Origin of the sequence: Azohydromonas caseinilytica, from assembly GCF_012927045.1 — a bacterium.
Classification (GTDB): Bacteria; Pseudomonadota; Gammaproteobacteria; order Burkholderiales; family Burkholderiaceae_C; genus Azohydromonas; species Azohydromonas caseinilytica.
Map to the genome: position 1 here is coordinate 65,319 of NZ_JABBFW010000021.1, position 22,866 is coordinate 88,184.

Here is a 22,866-nt window from a genome sequence, read left to right on the forward strand (position 1 = left end):
GATGAAGCACCGCTGCGCCGCCCGCAGCCTTCGCGACCGCCGGCCGGGGCGCTGGATGCTGCTGTCGGCGCTGGCGGCGGCGCTGCTGCTGGCGGCCGCTCCCGCGGCGCAGGCCCGCAAGCCGGCCGAGCTGCAGGGGCGGGCCGAGCGCGTGGTGGACGGCGACACGCTGTGGATCGCGCCGCGCGACGGCGGGCGCGCCCTGAAGGTGCGCCTGCAGGGGCTGGACGCCCCCGAGCTGTGCCAGGCCTGGGGGCCGCAGTCGCGCGCCGCGCTGCAGGCCCTGGTGCGCCGGCGCGAGCTGCACGTGCGCGTGGCCGCGCGCGACGGCTACGGCCGGCTGGTGGCGCGGCTGTTCGATGCGCAGGGCCAGGACCTGGGCGAGCGGCTGGTGCGCGAGGGCGCGGCCTGGAACGACGGCTGGCGCCGCCGTCCCGGCCCCTACGCCCAAGCCGAGCGCGCGGCCCGCGCCTTGGGACTGGGCCTGCATGCCGACGCCGCGGCCCTGCATCCGCGCGAGTTCCGGCGTCGGCACGGCCCCTGCGAGCCGCGTTGAGCACCCAGGACCCCGACGGCGCTGCGCCTTCCGCAAACCCGCATAGCCTCGGGGCAGGGGGATCGGGCATGCTTCTCGCTCGGATCTCGAAACCAGGGCGCGCGCCGCGAGGGGATGGAGGGCAGCGTGCCGACCCGGTGATCCGGAAGAAGTATTCATGACCGAGCTGCTGAATCTGCTGGCCGCCATTGCCCTGCTGGTATGGGGCACCTTCATCGTGCGCACCGGGGTGCTGCGCCTGTTCGGCGAAAACCTGCGCCACGTGCTGGCCCGCAGCCTGGGCTCGCGGCCTTCGGCGCTGCTGTCGGGCATGGGCGTGACGATGCTGCTGCAGTCGGGCACCGCCACCTGCATGCTCATGGCCTCCTTCGTGGGCCGGCAGCTCGTGCCCACCTCGGCGGCGCTGGCCGTCATGCTCGGCGCCGACATGGGCTCCAGCCTCATGGCGGTGGTGTTCTCCTTCGACCTGTCGTGGCTGTCGCCGCTGCTGATCTTCGTCGGCGTGGTGATGTTCATCTCGCGCGAGAAGAGCGCCGTGGGCCGCTTCGGCCGCGTGCTCATCGGCCTGGGGCTGATCACGCTGGCGCTGCACCTGATCATGGAGAGCACGCACCCGCTGGTGGCCTCGCCGGTGGTGCGCGCGCTGCTGAGCGCCATGCCGCGCGAGATCGTGCCCAACCTGCTCATGGGCGCGCTGCTGGCGGTGCTGTCCTATTCCAGCCTGGCCATCGTGCTGCTCACGGCCACGCTGGCGGCGCAGGGGCTGCTGGCGCCGACGGTGGCGCTGGGGCTGGTGCTGGGCGCCAACCTGGGCAGCGGGCTGCTGGGCGTGCTGTCCACGCTGCGCGGCTCGGTGGCCACGCGCCGGCTGCCGGTGGGCAATCTGCTGTTCAAGGTCGCGGGCTGCGTGCTGGCCATCCCGCTGCTGCCGCAGCTCCCCGCCTGGCTGCAGCTGGCCGCGCCCTCGGTGGCGCGCCAGGTGGTGCTGTTCCACCTGGGCTTCAACGTGGCGCTGGCGCTGCTGTTCGTGGCCGCCACCGGCGTGCTGGCCCAGTGGCTGGAGCGCTGGCTCACCGAGCCCCCGGCGCCGCTGACCCCCGCGAGGCCGCAGCACCTGGACCCGATGGCGCTGGACACGCCCTCCCTGGCCATCAGCTGCGCCGCGCGCGAGGCGCTGCACCAGGCCGACATCGTCGAGACCATGCTGCGCGGCATCGAGCCGGTGCTGCGCCACGACGACCTGGAGCTGGCGCAGCAGCTGCGCAAGATGGACGACACGGTGGACGCGCTGTACTCGGCCATCAAGTTCTACCTGACGCAGATCTCGCGCGAGGCGCTGTCGGAGCGCGAGGGCCGGCGCTGGACCGACATCGTCTCCTTCACCATCAACATGGAGCAGATCGGCGACATCATCGAGCGCGTGCTGCAGGACATCGAGGACAAGAAGATCCGCAAGAAGCGGCGCTTCTCCGACGCCGGCATGGCCGAGATCGTGCACCTGCACCAGCGCCTGCTGCAGAACCTGCGCCTCGGGATGAGCGTGTTCCTCGAAGGCAACGTGCACGACGCGCAGAAGCTGCTGGAGGAGAAGGCGCGCTTCCGCAACCTGGAGCACGAGTACGCCGCCAGCCACATCGTGCGGTTGCAGGCCAACACGCCGCACAGCATCGAGACCAGCAGCCTGCACCTGGACCTCATCAGCGACTTGAAGCGCATCAACTCGCACATCTGCTCGATCGCCTACCCGATCCTGGAGTCCAACGGCGCGCTGGCCGCCCCCGCGCGGCAGCTGCCCGCGGCCTCGGCGGCGGCGGTGCCGATGCAGCAGGTCAAGGACGTGTGAGGACAAGAGGGCGCCGGGGTTGCGCCCTCAACCCGGCGCCGGCCGGCTGAAGCCGCGCCTCAGCGCGGTGCGCGCCGCACCAGCGTGCTCTTGCCGAACAGGCTCTGCACCATGTCTACCGCCACCTCGGCGGTGCGGTTGCGCACGTCCAGCGCGGGGTTGAGCTCCATCACGTCCAGCGAGGCCATGCGCCCGGTGTCGGCGATCATCTCCATGCACAGCTGCGCCTCGCGGTAGGTGGGGCCGCCCATCACGGTCGTGCCCACGCCGGGGGCGAAGGAGGGGTCGAGAAAATCGACGTCGAAGCTCACGTGCAGGTGGGTGTTGGCGTCCAGCGTGGCCAGCGCCAGCTCCATGGTGTGGCGCATGCCCATCTCGTCGATGTAGCGCATGTCGAACACCTCCAGCCCGGCGTCGTGCAGCAGCTGCTTCTCGCCGGCGTCCACGCTGCGGATGCCAATCTGCTTGACCCACTTCGGGCTCACCGCCGGCACGTGGCCGCCGATCTCCACCAGCGGCTGCGGGCCGAAGCCGCACAGGCAGGCCACGGGCATGCCGTGGATGTTTCCGCTGGGCGTGATCTGGTCGGTGTTGAAGTCGGCGTGGGCATCGAGCCAGAGCACGCGCAGCTTCTTGCCGGCTTCGCGGCAGTGGCGCGCCACGGCGCTGATGGAGCCCAGGCCCAGGCAGTGGTCGCCGCCCAGCAGGATCGGGAAGCGGCCGGACTGCAGCTCGGCGTACACCGCCTCGTGCACCGCGCGGTTCCAGGCCAGCACCTCGTCGAAGTGACGGTAGCCCTCCACCGGCGGCAGCCAGGGGTTGGCCGGGCCGGTGAGGTTGCCGCGGTCCTCCACGTTCAGGCCCATCTCGCCCAGCAGCGGGCCGATGCGCGCCACGCGCAGCGCCTCCGGGCCCATGCTGGCGCCGCGGGCGCCGGCGCCCACGTCGGTGGGCGCGCCGATGAGGCTGACGTTGCGGTTCATGCGCGGTTCCTCCTGAACGGTGTGGGTGCTGCCATGCCCACGGGCAGCCGTCGTGCCGGCTCAGATGTCGTCGGCGAATTCCCCGGTCTGGGTCACGGGCGCGTCGAAGCCGTAGATCTCGGTAAGCCGCTCCCAGGCCTCCTCGGCCGTCTCCACGAAGTGGAAGAGGTTGACGTCGCCCGGGCTGATCATGCCGGTCTCCACCAGCCACTCGAAGTTGATGAGCCGGCTCCAGAACTCGCGCCCGAACAGCAGCACCGGGCGCGGGCGCGACTTGCCGGTCTGGATCAGCGTCAGCACCTCGAACAGCTCGTCGAGCGTGCCGAAGCCGCCGGGGAAGCACGCCAGCGCGATGCTGCGCATCAGGAAGTGCATCTTGCGCAGCGCGAAGTAGTGGAACTGGAAGCACAGCTCCGGCGTGATGTACGGGTTGGGCGCCTGCTCGTGCGGCAGCACGATGTTGAGGCCGATGCTCTTGCCCTCCACCTCGAAGGCGCCGCGGTTGCCCGCCTCCATGACGCCGGGGCCGCCGCCGGTGACGACGTAGATCGGCGTCTCGTGCGAGCGCGACTGCGTGGTCACCAGCGCCGCGAAGCGCCGGGCCTCGTCGTAGAAGCGGCTCATCAGCAGCGCCATCTCGGCGCGCCTGAGCGCCTGGGGCTCGCCCAGATCGCGCGCGGCCTGCAGCCGCAATTGCGCCTCCTCCGGCGGCAGCACGCGCGCGCTGCCGAAGATGACGATGGTGGACTCGATGCCCTGCTCGCGCTGCACCAATTCGGGCTTGAGCAGCTCCAATTGCATGCGCACCGGGCGCAGCTCCTCGCGCAGCAGGAAGGCCGGATCGGTGAAGGCCAGCCGGTAGGCGCTCTCGGGGCCGGCGTAGGGGGAGGGCTCTTGCAGGGACAGCGCTTCTTCCTCGGCCGTGGGGAAGTTGCGTGCGGTCAGCTCAGTGCGCTTTTCCATAGGACTGCTTGGGTGGTGTGTGGCGTTTTTGTCGGGGTCAGTGGGCGGCGCGCTCGCCGCACACGGGGCACTGGGCGGTGCGCTCGATGCGGATGTCGGTCCACTCCATGCTGCGCGCGTCCAGCATCTGCAGCCGCCCGGCCAGCGACTGCCCGATGCCCGCAAGCAACTTCAGGGCCTCGGCGGCCTGGACGCTGCCGATGATGCCCACCAGCGGCGCGAACACGCCCATGGTGGCGCAGCGCACCTCTTCGGCGCCGGCCTCGGGCGGGAAGACGCAGGCGTAGCAGGGGGCCTCGGGGCGGCGGGTGTCGTAGACGGCGATCTGCCCATCGAAGCCGATGGCCGCGCCCGAGACCAGCGGCTTGCCGTGGCGCACGCAGGCGGCGTTGACGGCGTGGCGGGTGCCGAAGTTGTCGCTGCAGTCCAGCACCACGTCGGCGTCGCGCACCAGCTCGTCGAGCCGCGCCGCGTCCACCTTCTCCTGCAGCGTGACCACGCGCGTTTCGGGATTGAGGGCGTGGATGCTGGCCGCGGCGGAGAGCACCTTGGGCAGGCCCACATGCGCCATGTCGTGTGCGATCTGGCGCTGCAGGTTGGTCAGGTCCACGGTGTCGTGGTCCACCAGCGTGATCCGGCCCAGGCCCGCGGTGCCCAGGTACAGCGCCACCGGCGAGCCCAGCCCGCCGGCGCCGATGACCAGGGCGTGGCTGTCGAGCAGTTTCTGCTGGCCTTCCACGCCGAGTTCGTTGAGCAGGATGTGGCGCGAGTAGCGCAGCAGCTGGTCGTCGTTCATCGCGTCAGCATAGCCGCCCTGAAAAGCGTGAAGCCCGCGCGCGGCGGGCTTCGTGTCTGCGTGTGTCAGGCGGCGGGACCGGGCTGGCTCAGGCTCAGTTGGTTTCGGACTCGGGCTTGCGCTCGGTCATGGTCTTGCTCACCAGCACGGGCTTGCCCTTGAGCCGGTTGAGCGCCTGCACGAGCTGGAAGTCCTCGTTGCTGCCGAACTCGGGCAGCGGCTTGGGCGGCTCGGCGCGCTTGGCCAGCTGCTCCTCGAGCTTCTGGCGCGCCTCCTCGCGGGCCTTCTCGCGCGCCTCGTCGCGCTTCTCCTCGCCCTGCACCAGGTGCTTGTCGAGGTCGGCCTCGCGCATGCGCAGCGCGGCGAAGACGTTGCCCTCGGCCGTCTCGTCCAGCCACACGTCGGGCACGATGCCCTTGGCCTGGATCGAGCGCCCGCTGGGCGTGAAGTAGCGCGCCGTGGTGATCTTGAGCGCGGTGTCGGGCGTGAGCGGACGCACCGTCTGCACCGAGCCCTTGCCGAAGGTCTGCGCGCCCATGACGACGGCGCGCTTGTGGTCCTGCAGCGCGCCGGCGACGATCTCGCTGGCCGAGGCCGAGCCCTCGTTGACCAGCACCACCATCGGCACCTTCTTGACCGCTTCGGGCAGCCGCTTGAGCGGGTCGGCCCCGCCGCGGCGCTGGTAGAACTCCGGCGAGGCCTTGAAGCTGGCCTTGGAGTCGGGCAGCTGGCCGTTGGTGGTCACGACCACCACGTCGGAAGGCAGGAACGCCGCCGAGATCGCCACCGCGCCTTCGAGCAGGCCACCCGGGTCGTTGCGCAGGTCCAGCACCAGGCCCTTGAGGTTGGGCTCCTGCTTGTAGATCTCCTCGAGCTTGCGCACGAAGTCGTCCACGGTGCGGTCCTGGAACTGGCTCACGCGCAGCCAGGCGTAGCCGGGCTCCACCACCTTGGAGCGCACGCTCTGCACGCGGATCTCCTCACGCGTGATGGTCACGGGGAAGGTGCGGCTCTCGGCCTTGCGGAAGATGGTGAGCTGCACCTTGGTGCTGGGCTCGCCGCGCATGCGCTTGACGGCCTGGTCCATGGTCAGGCCCTTGACGGCGGTGTCGTCGATCTTGGTGATCAGGTCGCCGGACTTGAGTCCGGCGCGGAAGGCCGGCGAGCCCTCGATGGGCGACACCACCTTGACCAGCCCGTCCTCCATGCCGATCTCGATGCCCACGCCCACGAAGCGGCCGCTGGTGCCTTCGCGGAATTCCTTGAACGTCTTCTTGTCGAAATACTGGCTGTGCGGATCGAGCCCCGAAACCATGCCGGCGATGGCGTCGGTGAGCAGCTTCTTCTCGTCCACCGGCTCGACGTAGTCGGTCTTGACGATGCCGAAGACCGCAGCCAGTTGCTGCAGCTCTTCCAGCGGCAGCGGCGAAGTCGTGCTGCGGGCCACGGCCTGCAGTTGCATCGTGGTGAGCGCGCCCGCCACGGCGCCGATGGCCACGAGGCCGGCGACTTTCAATTTGGCACCCATGTGAACAGCTTTCCCGCGAGATGAACCAGTCCAGGGCAGTATAAGGTTGCCCCCCCGCGGGTCAGCGCCCGCAGGGCCATAAGGTGGCGCGCCACCTCAGGCTTTCAAGCGAATTTCACGCCTGAAGCCGGTAGAAGCCCTCGCGCCAGGCGCTCCAGCCAGGTTTTTGACGACGGTACGCGCCGGCCGGGCAGGGCGGGAAGCTCACTTCGCCGCAGGCCCCGATCCCCGGACCTCTCAGACCGTGCCCGGCTCGGCCGCGGTGGCGCGGTCGAAGGTCACCACGTGATCCACCTCGGCGCGGATGCCGATCCATTCGCCCACCTCGTGATCGTGGTGCGAAGGCACATGCGCCAGCAGCCGCTCGCCGCTGGCCAGGCGCAGCGTGTAGAGGAAGGCCGCGCCGCGGAAGGCCTTGTGCTCGATGCGCGCCTTCAGCGGCGAGGCGTCGTCGTGGACGATGTCGTCGGCGCGCAGCAGCACCTCGCAGGCGCCGTCGGCGTCGCCCGCGGGCAGCGGGCATTCCGCCACGTGGCGCAGCTCGCCCAGCGCGGTGCGCACGCGCGCGCCCTCGCCGTCGCTGACGATGCGCGCCGGCGCGAACACGCCGTGGCCGATGAAGTCCGCCACGAAGCGCGTGGCCGGGCGGTGGTAGAGCGTGTAGGCATCGTCCCACTGCGCCAGCCGCCCGCCGTGCATCACGCCGATGCGGTCGCCCAGTGCGAAGGCTTCCATCTGGTCATGCGTGACGAACAGCGCCGTGGTGCCGGTGGCCTTCAGGATCGCGCGCACCTCGTGCGTCAGCCGCTCGCGCAGCTCCACGTCCAGGCTGGAGAAGGGCTCGTCCAGCAGCAGCAGCCGCGGCTGCGGCGCCAGCGCGCGCGCCAGCGCCACGCGCTGCTGCTGGCCGCCGGAGAGCTGGTGCGGCGCGCGCCCGGCCGCATGCGCCAGGCCCACCAGCTCCAGCATCTGCTGCACGCGCGCCTTGCGCTCGCCGCGCGCCAGGTGCCGCAGCCCGAAGGCCACGTTCTCGGCGATGGAGAGGTGCGGGAACAGCGCGTAATCCTGAAACACCATGCCGATGCGCCGCGCCTCGGGCGCCACGTGTACGCCGCGCGCAGGCTCGTCCAGCACCTGGCCGTCCATCAGGATGCGCCCGCCGGCCAGCGGCTCCAGCCCGGCCACGGCGCGCAGCAGCGAGGTCTTACCGCAGCCCGAGGGGCCGATGAGCACCCCGATCTGCCCGGCCGCCAGGCCCAGCGATACCGCCTCCACCGCACCGCGTGCGCTGCCGGCGTAACGCACGCTGACTTGATCGAGTTGCAGAAACATGGGCCTATCATACGGCTCAATGAAAACAATTCGCATTTGCGCGAGATCAATCATGGGGAGTGCGTCGTGATGCGGCGTTTGCTGGCGCTGGGCTGCGCGCTGCTGGCCTTGCCGGTGCTGGGTGTGCTGGGGGCGTGGTTCGCGCTGGATGCGGCGGCGATGGAGGTGCTGCGCCACCAGGCCTCGACGGTGCTGCCGGGCTACGCGCTGCAGTCGCTGCTGCTGGGCGCCAGCGTGGCCGTGGGCGTGGCCGTGGTCGGCGGGGCCACCGCCGCGGCGGTGACGCTGTTCGACTTTCCGGGGCGGCGCGTCTTCGAGTGGGCGCTGCTGCTGCCGCTGGCCATGCCGGCTTACGTGCTGGCCTACGCCTACACCGACTGGCTGGCCTACGGCGCGCCGCTGCAGACGCTGCTGCGCGAGCTGCTGGGTGTGCAGGGGGCGCTGTGGCCCGACGTGCGCAGCCTCTGGGGCGCGGTGCTGCTGTTCGTGCTGTGCCTCTATCCCTACGTGTACCTGCTGGTGCGCACGGCGCTGGCCGAGCGCGCGGTGCAGCTGATGGAGGCGGCCCGGCTGCTGGGCGCCGACATGCGCCGCCGCGTGCTGACGGTGGCGCTGCCGCTGGCGCGCCCGGCGCTGGCCGCGGGCGTGGCGCTGGCGCTGATGGAGACGCTGGCCGACTACGGCGTCGGCGCGTACTTCGGCCTGACCACCTTCTCCACCGGCATCTACAAGGCCTGGCTGGTGATGAACGACCGCACCGCCGCCGCGCAGCTGGCCTCCATCCTGCTGCTGCTGGTGGCGCTGCTGCTGACGCTGGAGCGGCGCGCGCAGGCGCGGCTGCGCTTTGCCACGCGCGGCGGCGGCCCGGCGGTGGAGGCGCGGCCCGCGCGGCTGCGCGGGCGCAAGGCCGTGGCGGCGTGGCTGCTGTGCGCGCTGCCGGTGTTCCTGGGCTTCCTGCTGCCGGTGGCGGTGCTGCTGCGCATGCTGTGGCAGGAGGTGCGCTATTCGGAGTTTGGGCTGCCCGTCGAGCGCTTCCTGCAGTGGGGCTGGTCCAGCCTGCAGCTCGCGGGCCTGGCCGCCATCGCCGCGGCGCTGCTGGCGCTGCTGCTGGGCTTCGCCATGCGCCAGCAGCCCGCGCGGCGCGGGCGCCTGCCCGATGCCCTGGGCGTGACGGCGCGGGTCGTGAGCCTGGGCTATGCCGTGCCGGGCGCCGTGATTGCCGTGGGCATCCTGCTGCCGCTGGGCTTGGTGCAGGAGCGCTGGCCGCAGCTGGGGCTGCCCGCGCTGGTGACGGGCAGCATCGTCGGGCTGCTCTACGCCTACCTGGTGCGCTTCTCGGCCGTGGCGCTGCAGTCGGTGGAGGCCGGCTACGCGCGCGTGCCCCGGGCCATCGACGACAGCGCCCGCATGCTGGGCGCGGGCCGCTGGCGCGTGCTGGCGGAGCTGCACGCGCCGCTGCTCAAGCGCTCGGTCATGGCCGCGGCGCTGCTGGTGTTCGTGGACGTGATGAAGGAGCTGCCCGCCACGCTGGTGCTGCGGCCCTTTGCCACCGACACGCTGGCGGTGGTGGCCTTCAACTTCGCGCGCGACGAGCGCCTGGGCGAGGCCGCGCTGCCCTCGCTGGCCATCGTGGCGGTGGGACTGATCCCGGTGGTGATGCTGTCGCGGGCGCTGCGGCGGCGCTGAGGCCGCGCGGCGACGCCCTCGACACGGCCTCAGCACACCCGCCGCAGCGCTCCGGGCACGAAGGCGACGCTGGATTCCCCTGCCACGCAGATGCGGTTCTTGCCGCCGCGCTTGGCGGCGTAGGAGGCGGTGTCGGCTGCGGCCAGCAGCGCCTGCGCGCAGCCGCCGTCGCGCGGAAACTGCGCCAGCCCGATGGAAGCGCTCAGCCGCGCCGTCGCGCCGCCGGGCAGTGGCAGCGGCCTGCTCACCGCCTGCAGCAGCCGCTGCGCCGTGGCCCAGGCCTGGGCCTCGTCCACCGGGGCCTGCAGCGCCACCACAAACTCGTCGCCGCCGGGGCGCGTCACCAGGTCCTCGGCGCGCAGCGTGCCGTGCAGCCGCGCCACGATCTCGCGCAGCACCGTGTCGCCCGCGGCATGGCCGTGGTTGTCGTTGATGGCCTTGAAGCCGTCCAGGTCCAGCGCCAGCACCGCCAGCGGCTGCTGCTGGCGCCGCGCGTCGCGCAGCAGCCGCTCCAGGTGCTGGTCCAGCCCGCGGCGGTTGTAGGCGCCGGTGAGCGGGTCGCGCAGCGAGGCCTCCTCCAGCGCCTTCTCGGCGCGCAGCCCGGCCTGCACCAGGGCCCGGGTGCGCTGTTGCAGCAGCAGCCCGCCCACCAGTGCCAGCAGCAGCGTGGCGCCCAGCACCAGCTGCAGGTAGGTGTTCTGCGTGCGCCGGATCTCGTCGTGCCAGCGCAGCCGGCTCAATTCCACCTCCTCGGCCTCCAGCAGCAGGCGGCGCATGTGGGCGATGGCGGGCAGCGGCAGCGGCGCCGTGGCGGGGCCGCCGTCCAGCGCCTGCTGCAGCAGCGGGCCCAGGGTCGATTCCCACTCGGCGATGCGCGCGAACAGCACCCGCTGCGCCGGCTCGACCCCCAGCGCCTGCAGCGCCGCGGCGCGCGGGCAGGGCGGCTCGCAGCGCATGCGCAGGCGCAGCAGCGCGGGGTTGTCGGTGGTCTGGTAGATGCGCAGCGCGTCCTCGATGTCCAGCAGCCGGCCGCGCAGCTGGTTGATCTCGCCCACCAGCGCCTGCGCCTGCTCGTGCGCCTGCATCACCTGGCCCGAGCGGCCGTTCTGCATCAGCGCCATCAGCGCCAGCACCAGGAACAGCGCGATGAAGCCGATCAGCCCCAGGCGCTGCAGTCGCTCGAAGCGGTGGAACACGCCCGGGCGCACCGAGGCGTCAGGGCGGCTGGAGGTGGTACGGAAGAGGCGGAGCAGGGCGTCCATGTGCCCTGCTGATCGGCCCGGAGGTGGGGCCTTCAAGTAAGCGGCTGTTGCAAAAGCTTGTCACGTTGTTGCAACAACAGCTTGGTAGGGAGGGGTGCTGGTCCCGCCGACAGGAATCGAACCTGTATTTGCCGCTTAGGAGGCGGCCGTTCTATCCATTGAACTACGGCGAGCGCGGACAGCGGCGCGGATTCTCGCACGGCGCGCGGTGCCCTTCCGGCCCAGGCCGCCAAGCACCTCGGGACACCGCCATGGCTTGCCCTTCCGCCCTTTCAAGACAGTCAGCGACTGTTTCCTGTGGGTTCATGGTGTCGCCATTCGAATGCCGGAAAGTGACTCCATCAGTGTGTGTAAGTTGACAATCGCTGGCGGCACTCAGTTCCAGCGCCAGCTGCGCAGCAGGTCCACCGAGTTCTGCTCGCCCGACTGGCCGCGCAGCGTGAAGCGGTGCGCCAGGCTGTAGATGAGCTGCCAGGTGCCGCTGGCGCTGCCGATGCCGCGCTCGTAGCCCACCCACCAGCGCCGCGACAGCTGCCGCCCCAGCGACACCACCGTCTGGCGCAGCTCGCCGTCGTCGCGCTGGCGCACGGCCAGGTCGTCCAGGCCCAGGTTGCGCAGCAGGTTGCGGCCCGCGGCGTCGCCGTCCTGACCAGCCAGCAGCGCCAGCGCCGCGCGCTGCAGCAGCGCGGTGTCGGCGCGGCCCAGGCCGTCCGGCGCACGGCCCGTCACCAGCCAGGACAGCTTGTCCAGCTCGCTGACCTCGGGTTCGCTGTACAGCCGCACGCGCGGGTTCTGCGCCGTGCCCAGGATCTGCACGCCCACGCGCACCTCGTCCAGCCGCGGGCGCAGCGCCAGGATGTCCAGCCGCGGGTTGTCCACCGGCCCGGAAAAGACGATCTCGCCGCGCTCGATCTCCAGGTTTTGCCCGTAGGCAGCGTAGCGGCCCTGCAGCGTGCGCACGGTGCCGTGCAGCTGCGGCCGTCCGCCGGGTGTGCTCACCGCCAGCTCGCCGCCGAGCCGGGTGTCGATGCCCTGGCCGCGCAGCCGCAGCTGCGGGCCCAGGTCCAGCCGCAGATCGACCCGCGCCCGCCGCATCAGCGCCGAGGGCTCACCCGGCGTTGCCGCGCCGCCCGGCGTGTGCGGGCGGTTCAGCACCGTGACGTCGGCGTCCAGCGCCGGCGCCTCGCGCTGGCTGATGTCGATCAGGCCCTCGTCCACCGCCAGCCGCCCGTCCAGCGCCAGCTGCTGCGCCTGCAGCGCCAGCGCTGCCTGCCCGCTCACCGACAGCCGCCGGTCGAAGCGCCCCAGCACCCGGAAGCGCTTCAGCTGCAGCTGCAGCGCCGCGCTCGGCGTCGCGCCGAAGCGCGCGCCGCCGGTGGCTTGCAGCGTCCCGTCGCCGGCCTGGAGGCTGAAACGCTCGATGCGCGCGTCCTCGCCGCGCAGCGCCATGGCGACTTCGCCGTCGCGCAGGTCCACGCCCAGCAGCAGGTTGCGCAGCGCCAGGCGCGAGGCGTCGAGCCGCCCGGTGATCTCCGGCGCCCCGAAGCGCCCCCCCAGGCCGGCGCCGGCATGCAGCCGCCCGCCCAGGCGCCAGCCCGGCGGCACCCAGGGCGCCCATACGCCCAGGTCGTCCACGCGCAGCTCCAGCACGCCCTGCATCGGGTCCTGCGCCGAGGGCCAGGGCACGCGCGGGCGGCTCTGCACCACCTGCGCCCCGGCCAGCACGCCGAAATGGCGCGCCGCCATGGCCTGGGTGAAGGTCCAGCGCCCGTTCTGCACCTGCAGCGCCAGGCGCAGATCCGTCATGCCGAAGGGTTGCACGCCGCCGACTTCGTCGCTGCGCTGCAGGTCGCCGCGCAGCCGCTCCACGACGACTTCGCTGCCCTGCGGGTCGGCGCTGTCGAAGCGCAGCCGGCCGCCCACTTCCAGGTCGCCGCCCCAGCCGAAGCCGGGTTGCAGCCGCTGCAGCCAGGGCGCCACGCGCAGCGCCTGCAGCTCGGCCTGGGCGCGCAGCCGCGGCGGCGCGTCGGGCGTGGCGGGTGCGCTCCAGTCCAGCTGCGACCAGCGCAGCGCCAGGCCCAGCGTCTCCAGCGCGCCCGGCGCCAGCGTGACGCTGCGCAGCGCCGGGTCGAAGGCGAGCTGCGCCTGCAGCGGCGCGGCGCTGAGCCAGGGCGTGCCCCGGCCGCCACGGGCGCGGGCCTGCAGCGTCTGCGCCTGCAGGGCCCAGCGGCTCAGGTTCCCCTCCTGCCAGGTGCCGCTGCCGCGCAGCGTGAGTTCCGTGCCGGTGGAGGGGCCGATCAGGCTGTCGGCCCAGGCGGGCGGGCGCAGCGGGCTGGACGCGTCGAGCTCCACCTGGTGCGTCGACCAACGCCCCTGCAGCCGCGCGCGCAGCTGGTCCAGCCGCGCGGCGCCGGCCTGCTGCAGGCCGGCGGCGTCCAGCGCCAGCGCCAGCGGGGCGTCGCTGCGCCCCGGCGCCCGCAGCTCCCAGCGCGCCTGGCCCTGGGCGAGACGCCAGGCGCCCAGCGCCAGCCCGCTCGTTTCCAGCGTGCCCTGCGTGCGCCAGTCGCGCGGGCCGCCGGCGTGCAGCTTCGCCTGGGCGCTGAGCCGGCCCTCGCGCGGCCACAGCGCCGGCAGCGACGGGTGCAGGCGGCTCAAGGGCGCCAGCGTGGCCAGCGCGGGAGCGTCCACATTGACTTGCCATTCCGGCGCGGCCCGGCCGGCGGCGCGGCCGTCCAGCTCCAGGCGGTTGGCGCCCAGCTGCAGCCGGGCTTGGGCCTGCAGCCCGGCGCCGGCGTCGCGCCACGACAGTTTTCCCTGCACCGGCACGCCGGCCAGGCGGCCCGGGGCCAGCGTGAGGGCGGCCTGGCCGCGCAGCGCTCGCGGCAGCGGCTGCCCGGCAGCGGCGGAGAGCTGCGCGTCCCACTCGCCGCTGAGCGTCGTCGGCGCGGGCGTGGCCGGCCACCACGGCACCGGGTCGAAATTCTTCAGCTGCCCCTGGGTCCGTGCCTGCCAGGAGCCCGAGGGATCGAGCTCCAGGTGGGCCTGCGCCCGGGCCTGGGCGCTGCCGGCGCGGGCGTCGAACTCGTCCAGCGCCACCGACCAGCGCGCGGCCGTGGCCGGGCCCTCGCGCCGGGCCTGCAGGGCGAGCTTGGCCTGCACGGCCGGGCCGCCGTCCTGCGTGCCGCGCAGCTCCGCCTGGACCTTGAGCGCCAACGCTGCCGGCGCGGGCGGGGCCGGCGTGCCGGGCAGGGCGATGCCGGACAAGTTCAACGCCAGCGGCCCGTCCAGCTGCAGTGCGGGCAGACGCGCATCCAGCCGCGCCGGCTGCAGGCGCCGCAGCCGGCCCTCCAGTGCCAGCACCGCGCCTTCCCAATGGCCGCTGCCGCTGAAACTGCCGGCGCGGCCCTGGGCGTCGCCCAGCTCCAGCGCCAGGGCCTGCAGCTCCAGCCGGTCGCGCCGCTCGGGGCGGGCGCCCAGGGTGAGCTGGGCGCTGCGCAGCGGCAGTTGCCGCGCGCTCCAGCGGCCGGGGCGGGCGTTGTCCAGCGCCAGGTCCAGCTCCAGCGGCGCGCCGGCGCTGCCGCCGCGCAGGTCGGCGTGGCCGGTCAGGCTCGTCACCGGCAGCGTGGGCCACAGGGCCGACAGGTCCAGGGCCTGCGTGCGCGCCTGCAGCTGCTGCAGCGGCCAGTCGGCGAAGGGCGCCAGCCGCGCCTGGGCGTCCAGGCTGGGTGTCGCGGCGGCGCCCCGCGCCGGGCCGCCCGTCGGCACGGGCGCGCCGTGCAGCGTCGCTGCCACGTCGATCTGCGCCAGCGTGCCCGTGAGTGCGAGCTGGGCCTGCCAGGGCGGCTGCACTTCGGCCAGCGCGTCGGCCTGTACTTGTGCCTGCAGCGCCATGGGCGCGCCGGCGCCGATCTGGCCGCTGGCCTGCAGGGCCAGGCGCTGCCACTGCAGCGTCAGTGCTTCCAGCCGGTGCACGCTGCCGCTCTGGGCGCCCAGCTCGGCCGTGAGCCGCAGCGCGTGCACCGGTGGCTGCGTGCCGATCTGCAGCGTGGCGATGCGCAGGTCCTGCACACGCAGCCGCAGCGGCAGGCGCAGCGAGCGGGGAATGTCTCTTATGGGCGGCGTCTCGTCCGCCGCCCGGCCCGGCTGCCAGGCCACGCGCGCCGCCTGGGGTGCCTGGAGATGCAGGCCCAGCCAACCGCCGGGCGGGCGGAAGGTCCAGCGCAGCTCAGGCAACGTGAAAGCGTCGATCTCCAGTCGGGCGCCATCGCTCCTCTGCCAGCGCAGCGCGTCAAAGGCCAGCGCTCCGCCCTGCAGGCCGCCGCGCAGCCCCGTCACCTGCACGCCCGCGCGCGGCAGCCACCAGGCCAGGCCGGCCGGGGACAGCGCCCACCACAGTGCTGCGCCGCCGGCCACGAGCAGCCCGGCCAGGGCCAGCAGCAGCGCCGGCCACCAGCGCCGCCGCCGGCGCGGCGGCACCACCGGCGGCGGGGTGTCGGCGGCGGGGGCGGGCGGGAGGGCGGGTGGGGCGTTGGGGGACATCAGGGGGTGGCGGGCGGGGGAGGGAGTGTGAAGGGTGGGACGAGGGCGTCTTGGAGGAGTGAACTCCTGGAGGCTGTTCGGGAAGACTGTCGGCCTTGGATGGTCCAGAGGCTGAGGCGCCTTCAGAACGTCACTCCCACGCTCAGATGCAGCCGCAGCCGCCGCGCCTCGGTGCCGTAGGCGACATCCAGGCGCAGCGGACCGACCGGGCTGCGGTAGCGCAGGCCGAGGCCGGGGCCCCAGACCGGGCTGAGCTCGCTCCAGCGCTGCGCGGCCTGGCCCACGTCCACGAACAGCGCGCCCCACAGCGCCGGCCAGCGCGCCGACAGCGCACGCGCCACTTCGGCACTGGCGGTGAAGAGCACCTTGCCGCCGCTGATGGAGCCGTCCGCCGCCGTCGGCGCCAGGGACCGGTACACGTAGCCGCGCACCGACTCGTCACCGCCGGCGCGAAAGCGCTGCGACTCCGGCACCAGCACGCCCTCGCGCACGAACACCTGTCCCAGCTCGACCCGGCCCTGCCCGTACCAGCCGCCGCCCAGCGGCCGGTACAGCGTCAGCCGGCCGTAGAGACGACCGAAGGGGCCGCTGTCGCCCTCGGTGCTGCGCGCCTGGCCCACGCCGCTCTGCAGCGACAGCGTGTAGCCGCGCGTGGGCAACAGCGGGTCATTCAGCCGGCGCAGCACCACGTGGTGGTTCAGCGACAGCGCCTCGGCATGCTCGCCCGGCAGGCTCCGGTCCAGCGGCTGCTGCGCCGAAGTCTCGAACTGCACGAAGGTGAAGCGGTCGGCGCGCGGGGTGGTCTGGTCGCGGCCCAGGCGCAGGCGCAGCGAGCGCACGGTGTCCACGTCCGACTCCAGCCGCTCGGCCTGCACGCTCACCAGGTTGCGGCGCATGCGCGGCAGGAAGTGCGAGGCCAGCTCGCCCTCCCAGGCCTGGCGCAGCTGGGCAATCTCCACCTTGTTGCGCGCCGTGGCGGCCCAGCCGAAGGCGCGGCGGTGCCAGTGCTCGACGCTGGTGCGCACGCCGGTGTTGGCGTCCACGCCCAGCGCGACGTTGGCCTGCTGCAGCGGCAGCTCCCGCAGCGTCACCACTACCGGCGCGGCCTCGGGGGCGGCGCTGCTGTCCAGCGTGACGGTGGCGCGCTCGTACAGGCCGGCCAGCTGCAGCCGCTCCTGGTAGTCCAGCAGCAGCGTCTCGGTGGCGGGCGTGCCGGGGCCGAAGCCGGCGAGGTTGCGCACGGCGCGCTCGTCCTGGCGCTCCAGCCCCTCGATGCGCAGCTCGCCGGTGCGGAACAGCGCGCCGCTGTCGGCCGTGAAGGCCAGCCGCGCCTCGTGCGTGGCCGCGTCCACCTGCGCCGCGCTGTCGGCCAGCCGCGCCTGGGCATAGCCGGCCGCGCGCAGCTGCGCCAGTGCGCCGCTCTTGGCCGCGGCCCAGTCGGCATTGCGGAACGGTGCCCCTTCGGGCAGCGGCCAGCGCCGGTGCAGCTGCGCCGCCAACCTGCGGGCGTCGCGGTCGCCGGACTGGCGGGCGCGCTCCAGCTCGCCCTCGAGCTCCAGCCGCAGCTGCGTGACCCGCGTGCGCGGCCCCGGATCGACCTGCAGCACCACCTGCGGCGGCGTGCCCGGCTCGCGCCGCAGCCGCACCTGCGCGTTGAAATAGCCCTCGGTTTCCAGCAGCTCGCGCACCTGCGCCGGGGCGGCGGCCACCAGGCGCGTCAGCTCGGTGTCGTCGATGCCGGCCTGCGGCGCCATGCGGCGCAGCCGCGCCAGGTCCAGGTACTCCAGCAGCAGCGTGCGCAGCGCTTCGTCGGCCACCTCCACGCGCAGCGTGTAGGGCGGAGGCAGCGGCGCCTCGGCGGCCGGCTCCGGCCCCTGGTCGCCGGGGCGCGTCTCGGGGCGCAGCAGCGCGCAGCCGCCCAGCAGGCTCAGCGCCAGCAGCGCGCCCAGGGCGCGCGCCAGCGGGGAGTGTGACAGCGGCCCGCGCCGGGCCCTCATTTGCTCAGCAGCCGCATCGCCCCTTCCAGGCCGGAGAGCGTGAGCGGGAACATGCGCGGGCCGATGAGCTGCTGCACCAGCGCGATGCTCTGGCGGTACTGCCACAGGCCCTGCGGCTCCGGATTGATCCAGGCGCAATGCGGGTAGTGGTGCACCAGGCGCTGCAGCCACTCGGCGCCGGGCTCCTCGTTGTTGTATTCCACGCTGCCGCCGGGCTGCAGGATCTCGTAGGGGCTCATGGTCGCGTCGCCCACGAACACCAGCCGGTAGTCCTTGTTGTAGGTGCGCATCAGGTCCCAGGTCGCCGTGCGCTCGGCATGGCGGCGGCGGTTGTGCTTCCAGACGAAGTCGTAGACGCAGTTGTGGAAGTAATAGAACTCCAGGTGCTTGAACTCGCTGCGCGCCGCGGTGAAGAGCTGTTCCACGCGCTGCACGTGCTCGTCCATGGAGCCGCCCACGTCCATGAGCAGCAGCAACTTCACGTTGTTGTGGCGCTCGGGCACGAGCTGGATGTCGAGCAGCCCGGCGTTGGCGGCGGTGCGGTGGATGGTGGCGTCCAGGTCCAGCTCCTCGGCCGCGCCCTGGCGCGCGAAGCGGCGCAGCCGCCGCAGCGCCAGCTGCATGCCGCGGGTGCCGATCTCGGCCGAGTCGTCGTAGTCCTTGAAGGCGCGGCGCTCCCAGACCTTGACCGCGCTCCTCTCCTTGCCGGGCCCGCCGATGCGCACGCCGCGCGGGTTGATGCCGCCGTGGCCGAAGGGCGACGTGCCGTTGGTGCCGATCCACTTGGAGCCGCCCTCGTGGCGTCCTTGCTGCTCCTCCAGGCGCTTCTGGAGCGTGTCCATCAGCTCGTCCCAGTCCATGGCTTCGAGCGCGGCGCGCTGCTCGTCGCTGAACTCACGCTCCAGCGTGCGGCGCAGCCAGTCCTCGGGCAGCTCCAGCGCCAGGTCGATCTGCTCCACGCCCTTGAAGTAGGCGCCGAAGGCGCGGTCGAAGCGGTCGAACAGGGTCTCGTCCTTGACCAGCGCGAGCCGGGCGAACTGGTAGAACTCGTCCACCGAAGGCCCGATCACGCCCGCCTTGAGCCCTTCCAGCAGGGTAAGAAACTCCTTGAGGGACACCGGCAGCCGCGCCTGGCGCAGGCTGTAGAAGAAGTCGATCAGCATGGGGGTCTCGCGAGTGGCGGGAGGAGGAGGGCGGTGAGGAGCCGCCTGTCCCGGTGGATTGTGCGCGGCGGCTGGAACGGGGGTGGGTCCAGGGGGCGGTGAGGGGCTGGGTGTGGTTGGGCGGAGGAGGTGCTGTCAGGCCGGAGGAAAGGAAGTGTGGAGCCGCTGGCCGCGAGCTGCCTCGCTCCGCGCACTACTTCGTCATCCCCGCGCAGGCGCCCACCCTTGGTGAGCGCCTGCGCGGGAATGACGAAACAGTAGGCGGGGCGCCTCGGCCTCCGGGCCGCCGTCAATGACCGCCCCCTCACCCCCCAGCCGCCCCCGGATCGTGCCGCCTGAACCACGCCAGCAGCTCGCCCAGCACGCGCCGGGCATGGGGCGGCTGGCGCAGGTCGGCGGCGTCCAGCACCAGCAGCCGCGACGGCACCTCCAGCGCCTGCAGCGCGTGGTGCTGCGCCAGGGCCTGCTGCAGCGGCACGCGCGCGTCGTTTGCGGCGTGGATGAGCAGCGTGGGCGTGCGCATGGTCCCGGCGCTGGCCTGCGGGCTGGCAATGAGCAGCCGCTCCGGCTGCGACCAGGGCAGCGCGCCCAGCGCCTGCACGTAGCGCGGCCAGGTGCTGCTGGCCAGCATCGCTTCCCAATCGAACACGCCGCCCAGGCAGGCCAGCGCCGCGTGCGGCGACTGCCGGGCATTGAGCCAGGCCGCCAGGAAGCCGCCGTAGCCGCTGCCCGCGGCGAACAGCCGGCGCGTGTCGGCCCAGGGCTGGCGCTGCAGCCAGGCCGTGGCGGCGTCGAGGTCCTGCAGCTCCAGCTCGCCCCAGCGGTGGGTGATGCTGTCCAGGAAGGCGTAGCCGAAGCCGCTGCTGCCATGCACGTTGGCCCGCGCCACCACGCAGTCGCCCTGCGCCGCCAGCAGCGAGGGGTTCAGCACCGTCTCCCAGCGCTCGCCCGCGGCGCGGTGCGGCCCGTCGGGCAGCAGCTGCAGCACCGGGTAGGCGCGCGTCGCGTCGAAACCGGGCGGGTAGTGCAGCCAGAGCTGAAACTCCTCGTCCTGCGCGCCGCGCAGCGTCACGGGCTCGGCCACGCCCAGGGCCGTGCCGTTGAGGCGGGCGTGGTTGAAGCGCTCCACGCGCAGCGGCGGCTGGCCCGGCAGGTGCACGTGCACGCGCGCCGGGTGCTCCAGCGCGTCGGCCACCGTCACCAGCGTGCCGGCCGCCTTGTCGAAGGCGCGCACCCAGCCGCCGCGCACCAGCGCCTCGGCGCGGCGATCCGCCACGTCGAAGCGCCACAGGTGCTGGCGGCCCTGCTGCTGGGCGCGCAGCAGCACGGCGATGCCGTCCTCCTCCCACTGCAGCGGCGCGTGCACTTCGTGGTCCCAGGCGGCGCTGAGCACGGACCAAGCGCCGCTTTCCTCCTCCCACAGCGCCAGCTGCGCCGGCTGGTTGTGCTTGAGGCCGCTGTGGCGCGCCAGGAAGGCGATGCGCGCGCCGCTGAGCGCCGAGGGCGGAGCCCAGCGCGGGGCGGAGCAGTCCCAGGCGGCATCGCGCACCAGCCAGCGCAGCGTGCCGCCGGCGAGGTCCAGCTCGGCCAGTGCGCGCGGCCCGCCCGGCTGCTCCGGCGCGCAGGCGAAGACCACGCGCCGGCCGTCGGGTGAGAGGTCGAAGGCGTGTGGCGCCTCGTCCAGCGCGCAGGGCAGGCCGGCGAAGAGGTCGCGCACGCCGCCGTCCGCTTCGAACAGCAGCAGGTGCGCCGCGCACGGCCGGGCGCTGTCGTCGATGCGCAGGCCCTGCCGGCGCCGCCGCTGTACCGATTGCAGCCGCCGCGCCTGGGCGGGCAGGTCGGGAAGGTCGGGCCAGAGGCGGGAGACGGCCAGCAGGCGGCGCCCGTCGGGCAGCCAGCGCGGCTCGGACACGCCGGTGGGAACGAAGGCCAGCGGCTGCGGCGCGTCGCCCTCGGGCTGGGGATCGAGCACCCACAGCTGCGGCGCCGCTTCGGGGTCATCGGGTGAGCGCGCGGTGCAGGCGATGCGCGCGCCGCGCGCCGACCAGGCCGGCATGCGCGCGTCCACGGCGGGCAGCTGCAGCGGACGGGGGTCGGCGCCTTGGCGCGTGTCCAGCAGCCACAGGCAAGAGGTGAACCGGCCATCCCGGGCCGCGTGCACTTCCAGCGCCGCGCGCGCGCCGTCCGCGCACAGGGCGATGGCCCCGGGGTGCTCCAGCCGCCACAGCAGGCGCGGGTGCAGGCGGCGGGCGCTGCTCATGACGCCAGCCGCGCCTGCAGGTGGCGCCGCACGGTGGGCCATTCCGGGGCGGTGATGCTGTAGACGGCGGTGTCGCGGATGCTGCCGTCGGGCAGGCGCTGGTGGTGGCGCAGGATGCCGTCGAGCTGCGCGCCCAGCCCTTCGATGGCGCGGCGGGAATTGAGGTTGAGGCGGTGGGTGCGCAGCTCCACCGCGAGGCAGTCCAGGGTGTCGAAGGCGTGCTGCAGGAGCATGAATTTGCACTCCGTGTTGAGCAGCGTGCGTTGCACGCGCCGGGCGATCCAGGTGCTGCCGATCTCCACGCGGCGGTTCACGGCATCGACGTTCATGTAGCTGGTCATGCCCACCGGCGTGCCCTGGGTGTCGAGCACCGCGTAGGGCGTCATCGAGCCCTGGGCATGGAGCTGCAGGCGACGGGCGATCTCGGCGTCCATCTCGTCCGGCGCCGGGATGCGCGTGAACCACAGCTTCCACAGCTCGCCGTCCTGCACCGCCTGCGCCAGGGCCGGCGCGTCCGCGTGCGAGAGCAGGCGCAGCGCCGCGTGGCGACCCCCCAGTGGAACGGCTTCGGGCCAGCTCAAGCGGGCCTCCGCCGGAGCGATTGCAAGACGTTACAGAGGCGGCAAAGTCCGTCTTGTTGCTTCAATTCCATGGCGGCGGATCATCGCACCATCGCTGCCGGGCGGACCCGGATGGGGTCGGGGTTGTTGGCGCGGGAGAAGGTCGTGGGCTGCGGGAGGGGTGCGCGAAAGCGGGCGGTGAAGGGCATGGGGCTGGTGGCGCTGGCGCTGCTGGCCGGCACGGCCTGGGCGCAGGACGCCGGCCAGGACGCCCAGCCGGCGCCGACGCAGCCCCCGGCGCAAGCCGCTCAGGACGGCGCGACGCCGGGTCCGGCGCAGCCCGCCGAGGCGTCCCGCGAAGCCGCCAAGGAGACGCGGGCCGCTGCGGACACCGCCACCGACACGCCGGCCGAGCCCGCCTCGCAGGAGGCGGCGGCCGAGGGGTCGAAGGAAGGCACGGCGCCGGACGCCGCGTCCGCCGAGGCCGCCCCGGCGCCGGCGCGTCGCCTCGGGGTGAGTTTCGATTACGACGTCGAACCCCAGCTGCTGGCGCTGTGGCGACCGACCAGCCGGCCCAGCGCGCCGCTGCCCGTGGCGCCGCTGCTGCCGCCCGAGGAGTCGCCGCTGCTGCCGCCCGCGCCCTTCGCGGCGCCGAGCGTGTGGTCCACCCAGGCTTACCGGCTTCTGCCGGACAAGCCGCTGGCGGCCTCGCGCATCTACGCCCCGCGGCCGCAGCGGCCGCTCAAGGACACCGCCTTCACGGCGCCGCGCGACTGTCCGCTGGACCCCTTCGCCAGCCCCAGCACCGACGACCGCGTGCAGCAGTTGCGCAAGGACTGCGGGCGCGACCGGCTGCGCCTGGGCGTGGACGGCTCGCGCGTGGAGCTGGCCACGGTGCAGCCGGCGGCGCTGCTGGGCCCGGCGCCGGCCTCGCCCCAGGCGCCGCTGAAGCTGGAGGTGGACCAGCTGCACAGCCAGCAGTGGTCGGCGCTGAGCGCGCCGCTCATCACCAGCCTGCGGCTGGGCTGGCAGGGCTCGCGCGAGGGGCGGCTGGGCCAGGTGCAGAGCGACCAGCGTGCGCTGCTGGCCACCGGCGGGCTGCTCAGGCTGGGGCCCGACGCGGCGCTGGACATGAGCGTGGGCCGGCTGCGCAGCGGCACGCTCAAGAGCGGCGAGCTGCGCACGCGCACCAGCGTCACCGGGCTGTGGCGCCCGATGGGCGAGCACATGGTCTACGCGCAGTGGGCCGAGGAGCCCACCGGCGTGGCGCGCGAGGTGGGCGTGCGCTGGTGGCTGCAGCCCGGGCGGCTGGCGCTGGACATGGGCGCCCGCCGCAGCGCCGAAGGGCAGCCGCTGGAGCCGAGGCTGTCGCTGTCGATGAGCGGGTTCCTGCGCTGA

Annotated in this window: 15 protein-coding genes and 1 tRNA gene; 4 read left to right on the forward strand and 12 right to left on the reverse strand. The window is 73.4% G+C overall.

Going from position 1 to position 22,866, the window contains the following annotated elements; translation table 11 throughout:
• The first annotated feature begins 1 nt into the window (after position 1).
• Both HHL10_RS22385 and HHL10_RS22390 read left to right on the forward strand, forming a co-directional pair.
• Positions 2 to 556, forward strand: coding sequence for a thermonuclease family protein (locus HHL10_RS22385; protein WP_235971723.1), 555 nt, complete (start codon positions 2 to 4; stop codon positions 554 to 556).
• A gap of 157 nt (positions 557 to 713) precedes the next feature.
• On the forward strand, positions 714 to 2,399 hold the full coding sequence (locus HHL10_RS22390; RefSeq protein WP_169162623.1) for a Na/Pi cotransporter family protein: 1,686 nt from the start codon (positions 714 to 716) through the stop codon (positions 2,397 to 2,399).
• Between the two features lie 59 nt (positions 2,400 to 2,458).
• On the opposite strand, the gene rocF is transcribed toward HHL10_RS22390, so the two are convergent.
• The 5 genes from rocF to HHL10_RS22415 form a co-directional block, all read right to left on the reverse strand.
• Positions 2,459 to 3,382 (reverse strand): arginase, encoded by a 924-nt coding sequence (rocF, locus tag HHL10_RS22395; RefSeq protein WP_169162624.1) that lies wholly within the window; start codon positions 3,380 to 3,382, stop codon positions 2,459 to 2,461.
• A 60-nt stretch (positions 3,383 to 3,442) separates the two neighbouring features.
• Positions 3,443 to 4,345 (reverse strand): LOG family protein, encoded by a 903-nt coding sequence (locus HHL10_RS22400; protein WP_169162625.1) that lies wholly within the window; start codon positions 4,343 to 4,345, stop codon positions 3,443 to 3,445.
• A 37-nt stretch (positions 4,346 to 4,382) separates the two neighbouring features.
• Positions 4,383 to 5,141, reverse strand: coding sequence for a HesA/MoeB/ThiF family protein (locus HHL10_RS22405; RefSeq protein ID WP_169162626.1), 759 nt, complete (start codon positions 5,139 to 5,141; stop codon positions 4,383 to 4,385).
• A 94-nt stretch (positions 5,142 to 5,235) separates the two neighbouring features.
• The gene (locus HHL10_RS22410; RefSeq protein WP_169162627.1) at positions 5,236 to 6,669 is read right to left on the reverse strand and encodes a S41 family peptidase; all 1,434 of its coding nucleotides are present in this window, start codon (positions 6,667 to 6,669) and stop codon (positions 5,236 to 5,238) included.
• A 237-nt stretch (positions 6,670 to 6,906) separates the two neighbouring features.
• The gene (locus tag HHL10_RS22415) at positions 6,907 to 8,001 is read right to left on the reverse strand and encodes an ABC transporter ATP-binding protein (protein WP_169162628.1); all 1,095 of its coding nucleotides are present in this window, start codon (positions 7,999 to 8,001) and stop codon (positions 6,907 to 6,909) included.
• Between the two features lie 69 nt (positions 8,002 to 8,070).
• Between HHL10_RS22415 and HHL10_RS22420 the strand changes: the two genes are divergently transcribed.
• Positions 8,071 to 9,687 (forward strand): ABC transporter permease, encoded by a 1,617-nt coding sequence (locus HHL10_RS22420; RefSeq protein ID WP_169162629.1) that lies wholly within the window; start codon positions 8,071 to 8,073, stop codon positions 9,685 to 9,687.
• 29 nt (positions 9,688 to 9,716) lie between these two features.
• On the opposite strand, the gene HHL10_RS22425 is transcribed toward HHL10_RS22420, so the two are convergent.
• The 7 genes from HHL10_RS22425 to HHL10_RS22455 form a co-directional block, all read right to left on the reverse strand.
• Positions 9,717 to 10,949, reverse strand: a complete 1,233-nt coding sequence (locus tag HHL10_RS22425; protein WP_169162630.1) for a GGDEF domain-containing protein — start codon at positions 10,947 to 10,949, stop codon at positions 9,717 to 9,719.
• Positions 10,950 to 11,047: 98 nt separating this feature from the next.
• Positions 11,048 to 11,122: transfer RNA gene (locus HHL10_RS22430), tRNA-Arg, on the reverse strand.
• Positions 11,123 to 11,324: 202 nt separating this feature from the next.
• Positions 11,325 to 15,488, reverse strand: a complete 4,164-nt coding sequence (locus HHL10_RS22435) for a translocation/assembly module TamB domain-containing protein (protein ID WP_169162631.1) — start codon at positions 15,486 to 15,488, stop codon at positions 11,325 to 11,327.
• Positions 15,489 to 15,610: 122 nt separating this feature from the next.
• Positions 15,611 to 17,485 (reverse strand): autotransporter assembly complex protein TamA, encoded by a 1,875-nt coding sequence (locus tag HHL10_RS22440; RefSeq protein WP_169162632.1) that lies wholly within the window; start codon positions 17,483 to 17,485, stop codon positions 15,611 to 15,613.
• Positions 17,482 to 18,648, reverse strand: a complete 1,167-nt coding sequence (locus HHL10_RS22445) for a vWA domain-containing protein (protein ID WP_169162633.1) — start codon at positions 18,646 to 18,648, stop codon at positions 17,482 to 17,484. The genes HHL10_RS22440 and HHL10_RS22445 overlap by 4 nt, the downstream gene beginning before the upstream one ends.
• A gap of 304 nt (positions 18,649 to 18,952) precedes the next feature.
• Positions 18,953 to 20,908, reverse strand: coding sequence for a S9 family peptidase (locus tag HHL10_RS22450; RefSeq protein ID WP_169162634.1), 1,956 nt, complete (start codon positions 20,906 to 20,908; stop codon positions 18,953 to 18,955).
• Positions 20,905 to 21,489, reverse strand: coding sequence for a GNAT family N-acetyltransferase (locus HHL10_RS22455; protein ID WP_169162635.1), 585 nt, complete (start codon positions 21,487 to 21,489; stop codon positions 20,905 to 20,907). The genes HHL10_RS22450 and HHL10_RS22455 overlap by 4 nt, the downstream gene beginning before the upstream one ends.
• Before the next feature lie 177 nt (positions 21,490 to 21,666).
• Here HHL10_RS22455 and HHL10_RS22460 point away from each other — a divergent pair, with 177 nt between their 5' ends.
• Positions 21,667 to 22,866: a hypothetical protein gene (locus tag HHL10_RS22460; RefSeq protein WP_169162636.1), complete on the forward strand. Its 1,200-nt coding sequence runs from the start codon at positions 21,667 to 21,669 to the stop codon at positions 22,864 to 22,866.

What these genes read in the sequence shown, in the direction of transcription:
- HHL10_RS22450 (WP_169162634.1), bottom strand. Translation starts at nt 20,908, where the DNA reads ATGAGCAGCGCCCGCCGCCTGCACCCGCGCCTGCTGTGGCGGCTGGAG.
- HHL10_RS22385 (WP_235971723.1), top strand. Translation starts at nt 2, where the DNA reads ATGAAGCACCGCTGCGCCGCCCGCAGCCTTCGCGACCGCCGGCCGGGG.
- HHL10_RS22425 (WP_169162630.1), bottom strand. Translation starts at nt 10,949, where the DNA reads ATGGACGCCCTGCTCCGCCTCTTCCGTACCACCTCCAGCCGCCCTGAC.
- HHL10_RS22445 (WP_169162633.1), bottom strand. Translation starts at nt 18,648, where the DNA reads ATGCTGATCGACTTCTTCTACAGCCTGCGCCAGGCGCGGCTGCCGGTG.
- HHL10_RS22390 (WP_169162623.1), top strand. Translation starts at nt 714, where the DNA reads ATGACCGAGCTGCTGAATCTGCTGGCCGCCATTGCCCTGCTGGTATGG.
- rocF (WP_169162624.1), bottom strand. Translation starts at nt 3,382, where the DNA reads ATGAACCGCAACGTCAGCCTCATCGGCGCGCCCACCGACGTGGGCGCC.
- HHL10_RS22415 (WP_169162628.1), bottom strand. Translation starts at nt 8,001, where the DNA reads ATGTTTCTGCAACTCGATCAAGTCAGCGTGCGTTACGCCGGCAGCGCA.
- HHL10_RS22440 (WP_169162632.1), bottom strand. Translation starts at nt 17,485, where the DNA reads ATGAGGGCCCGGCGCGGGCCGCTGTCACACTCCCCGCTGGCGCGCGCC.
- HHL10_RS22435 (WP_169162631.1), bottom strand. Translation starts at nt 15,488, where the DNA reads ATGTCCCCCAACGCCCCACCCGCCCTCCCGCCCGCCCCCGCCGCCGAC.
- HHL10_RS22410 (WP_169162627.1), bottom strand. Translation starts at nt 6,669, where the DNA reads ATGGGTGCCAAATTGAAAGTCGCCGGCCTCGTGGCCATCGGCGCCGTG.
- HHL10_RS22405 (WP_169162626.1), bottom strand. Translation starts at nt 5,141, where the DNA reads ATGAACGACGACCAGCTGCTGCGCTACTCGCGCCACATCCTGCTCAAC.
- HHL10_RS22420 (WP_169162629.1), top strand. Translation starts at nt 8,071, where the DNA reads ATGCGGCGTTTGCTGGCGCTGGGCTGCGCGCTGCTGGCCTTGCCGGTG.
- HHL10_RS22400 (WP_169162625.1), bottom strand. Translation starts at nt 4,345, where the DNA reads ATGGAAAAGCGCACTGAGCTGACCGCACGCAACTTCCCCACGGCCGAG.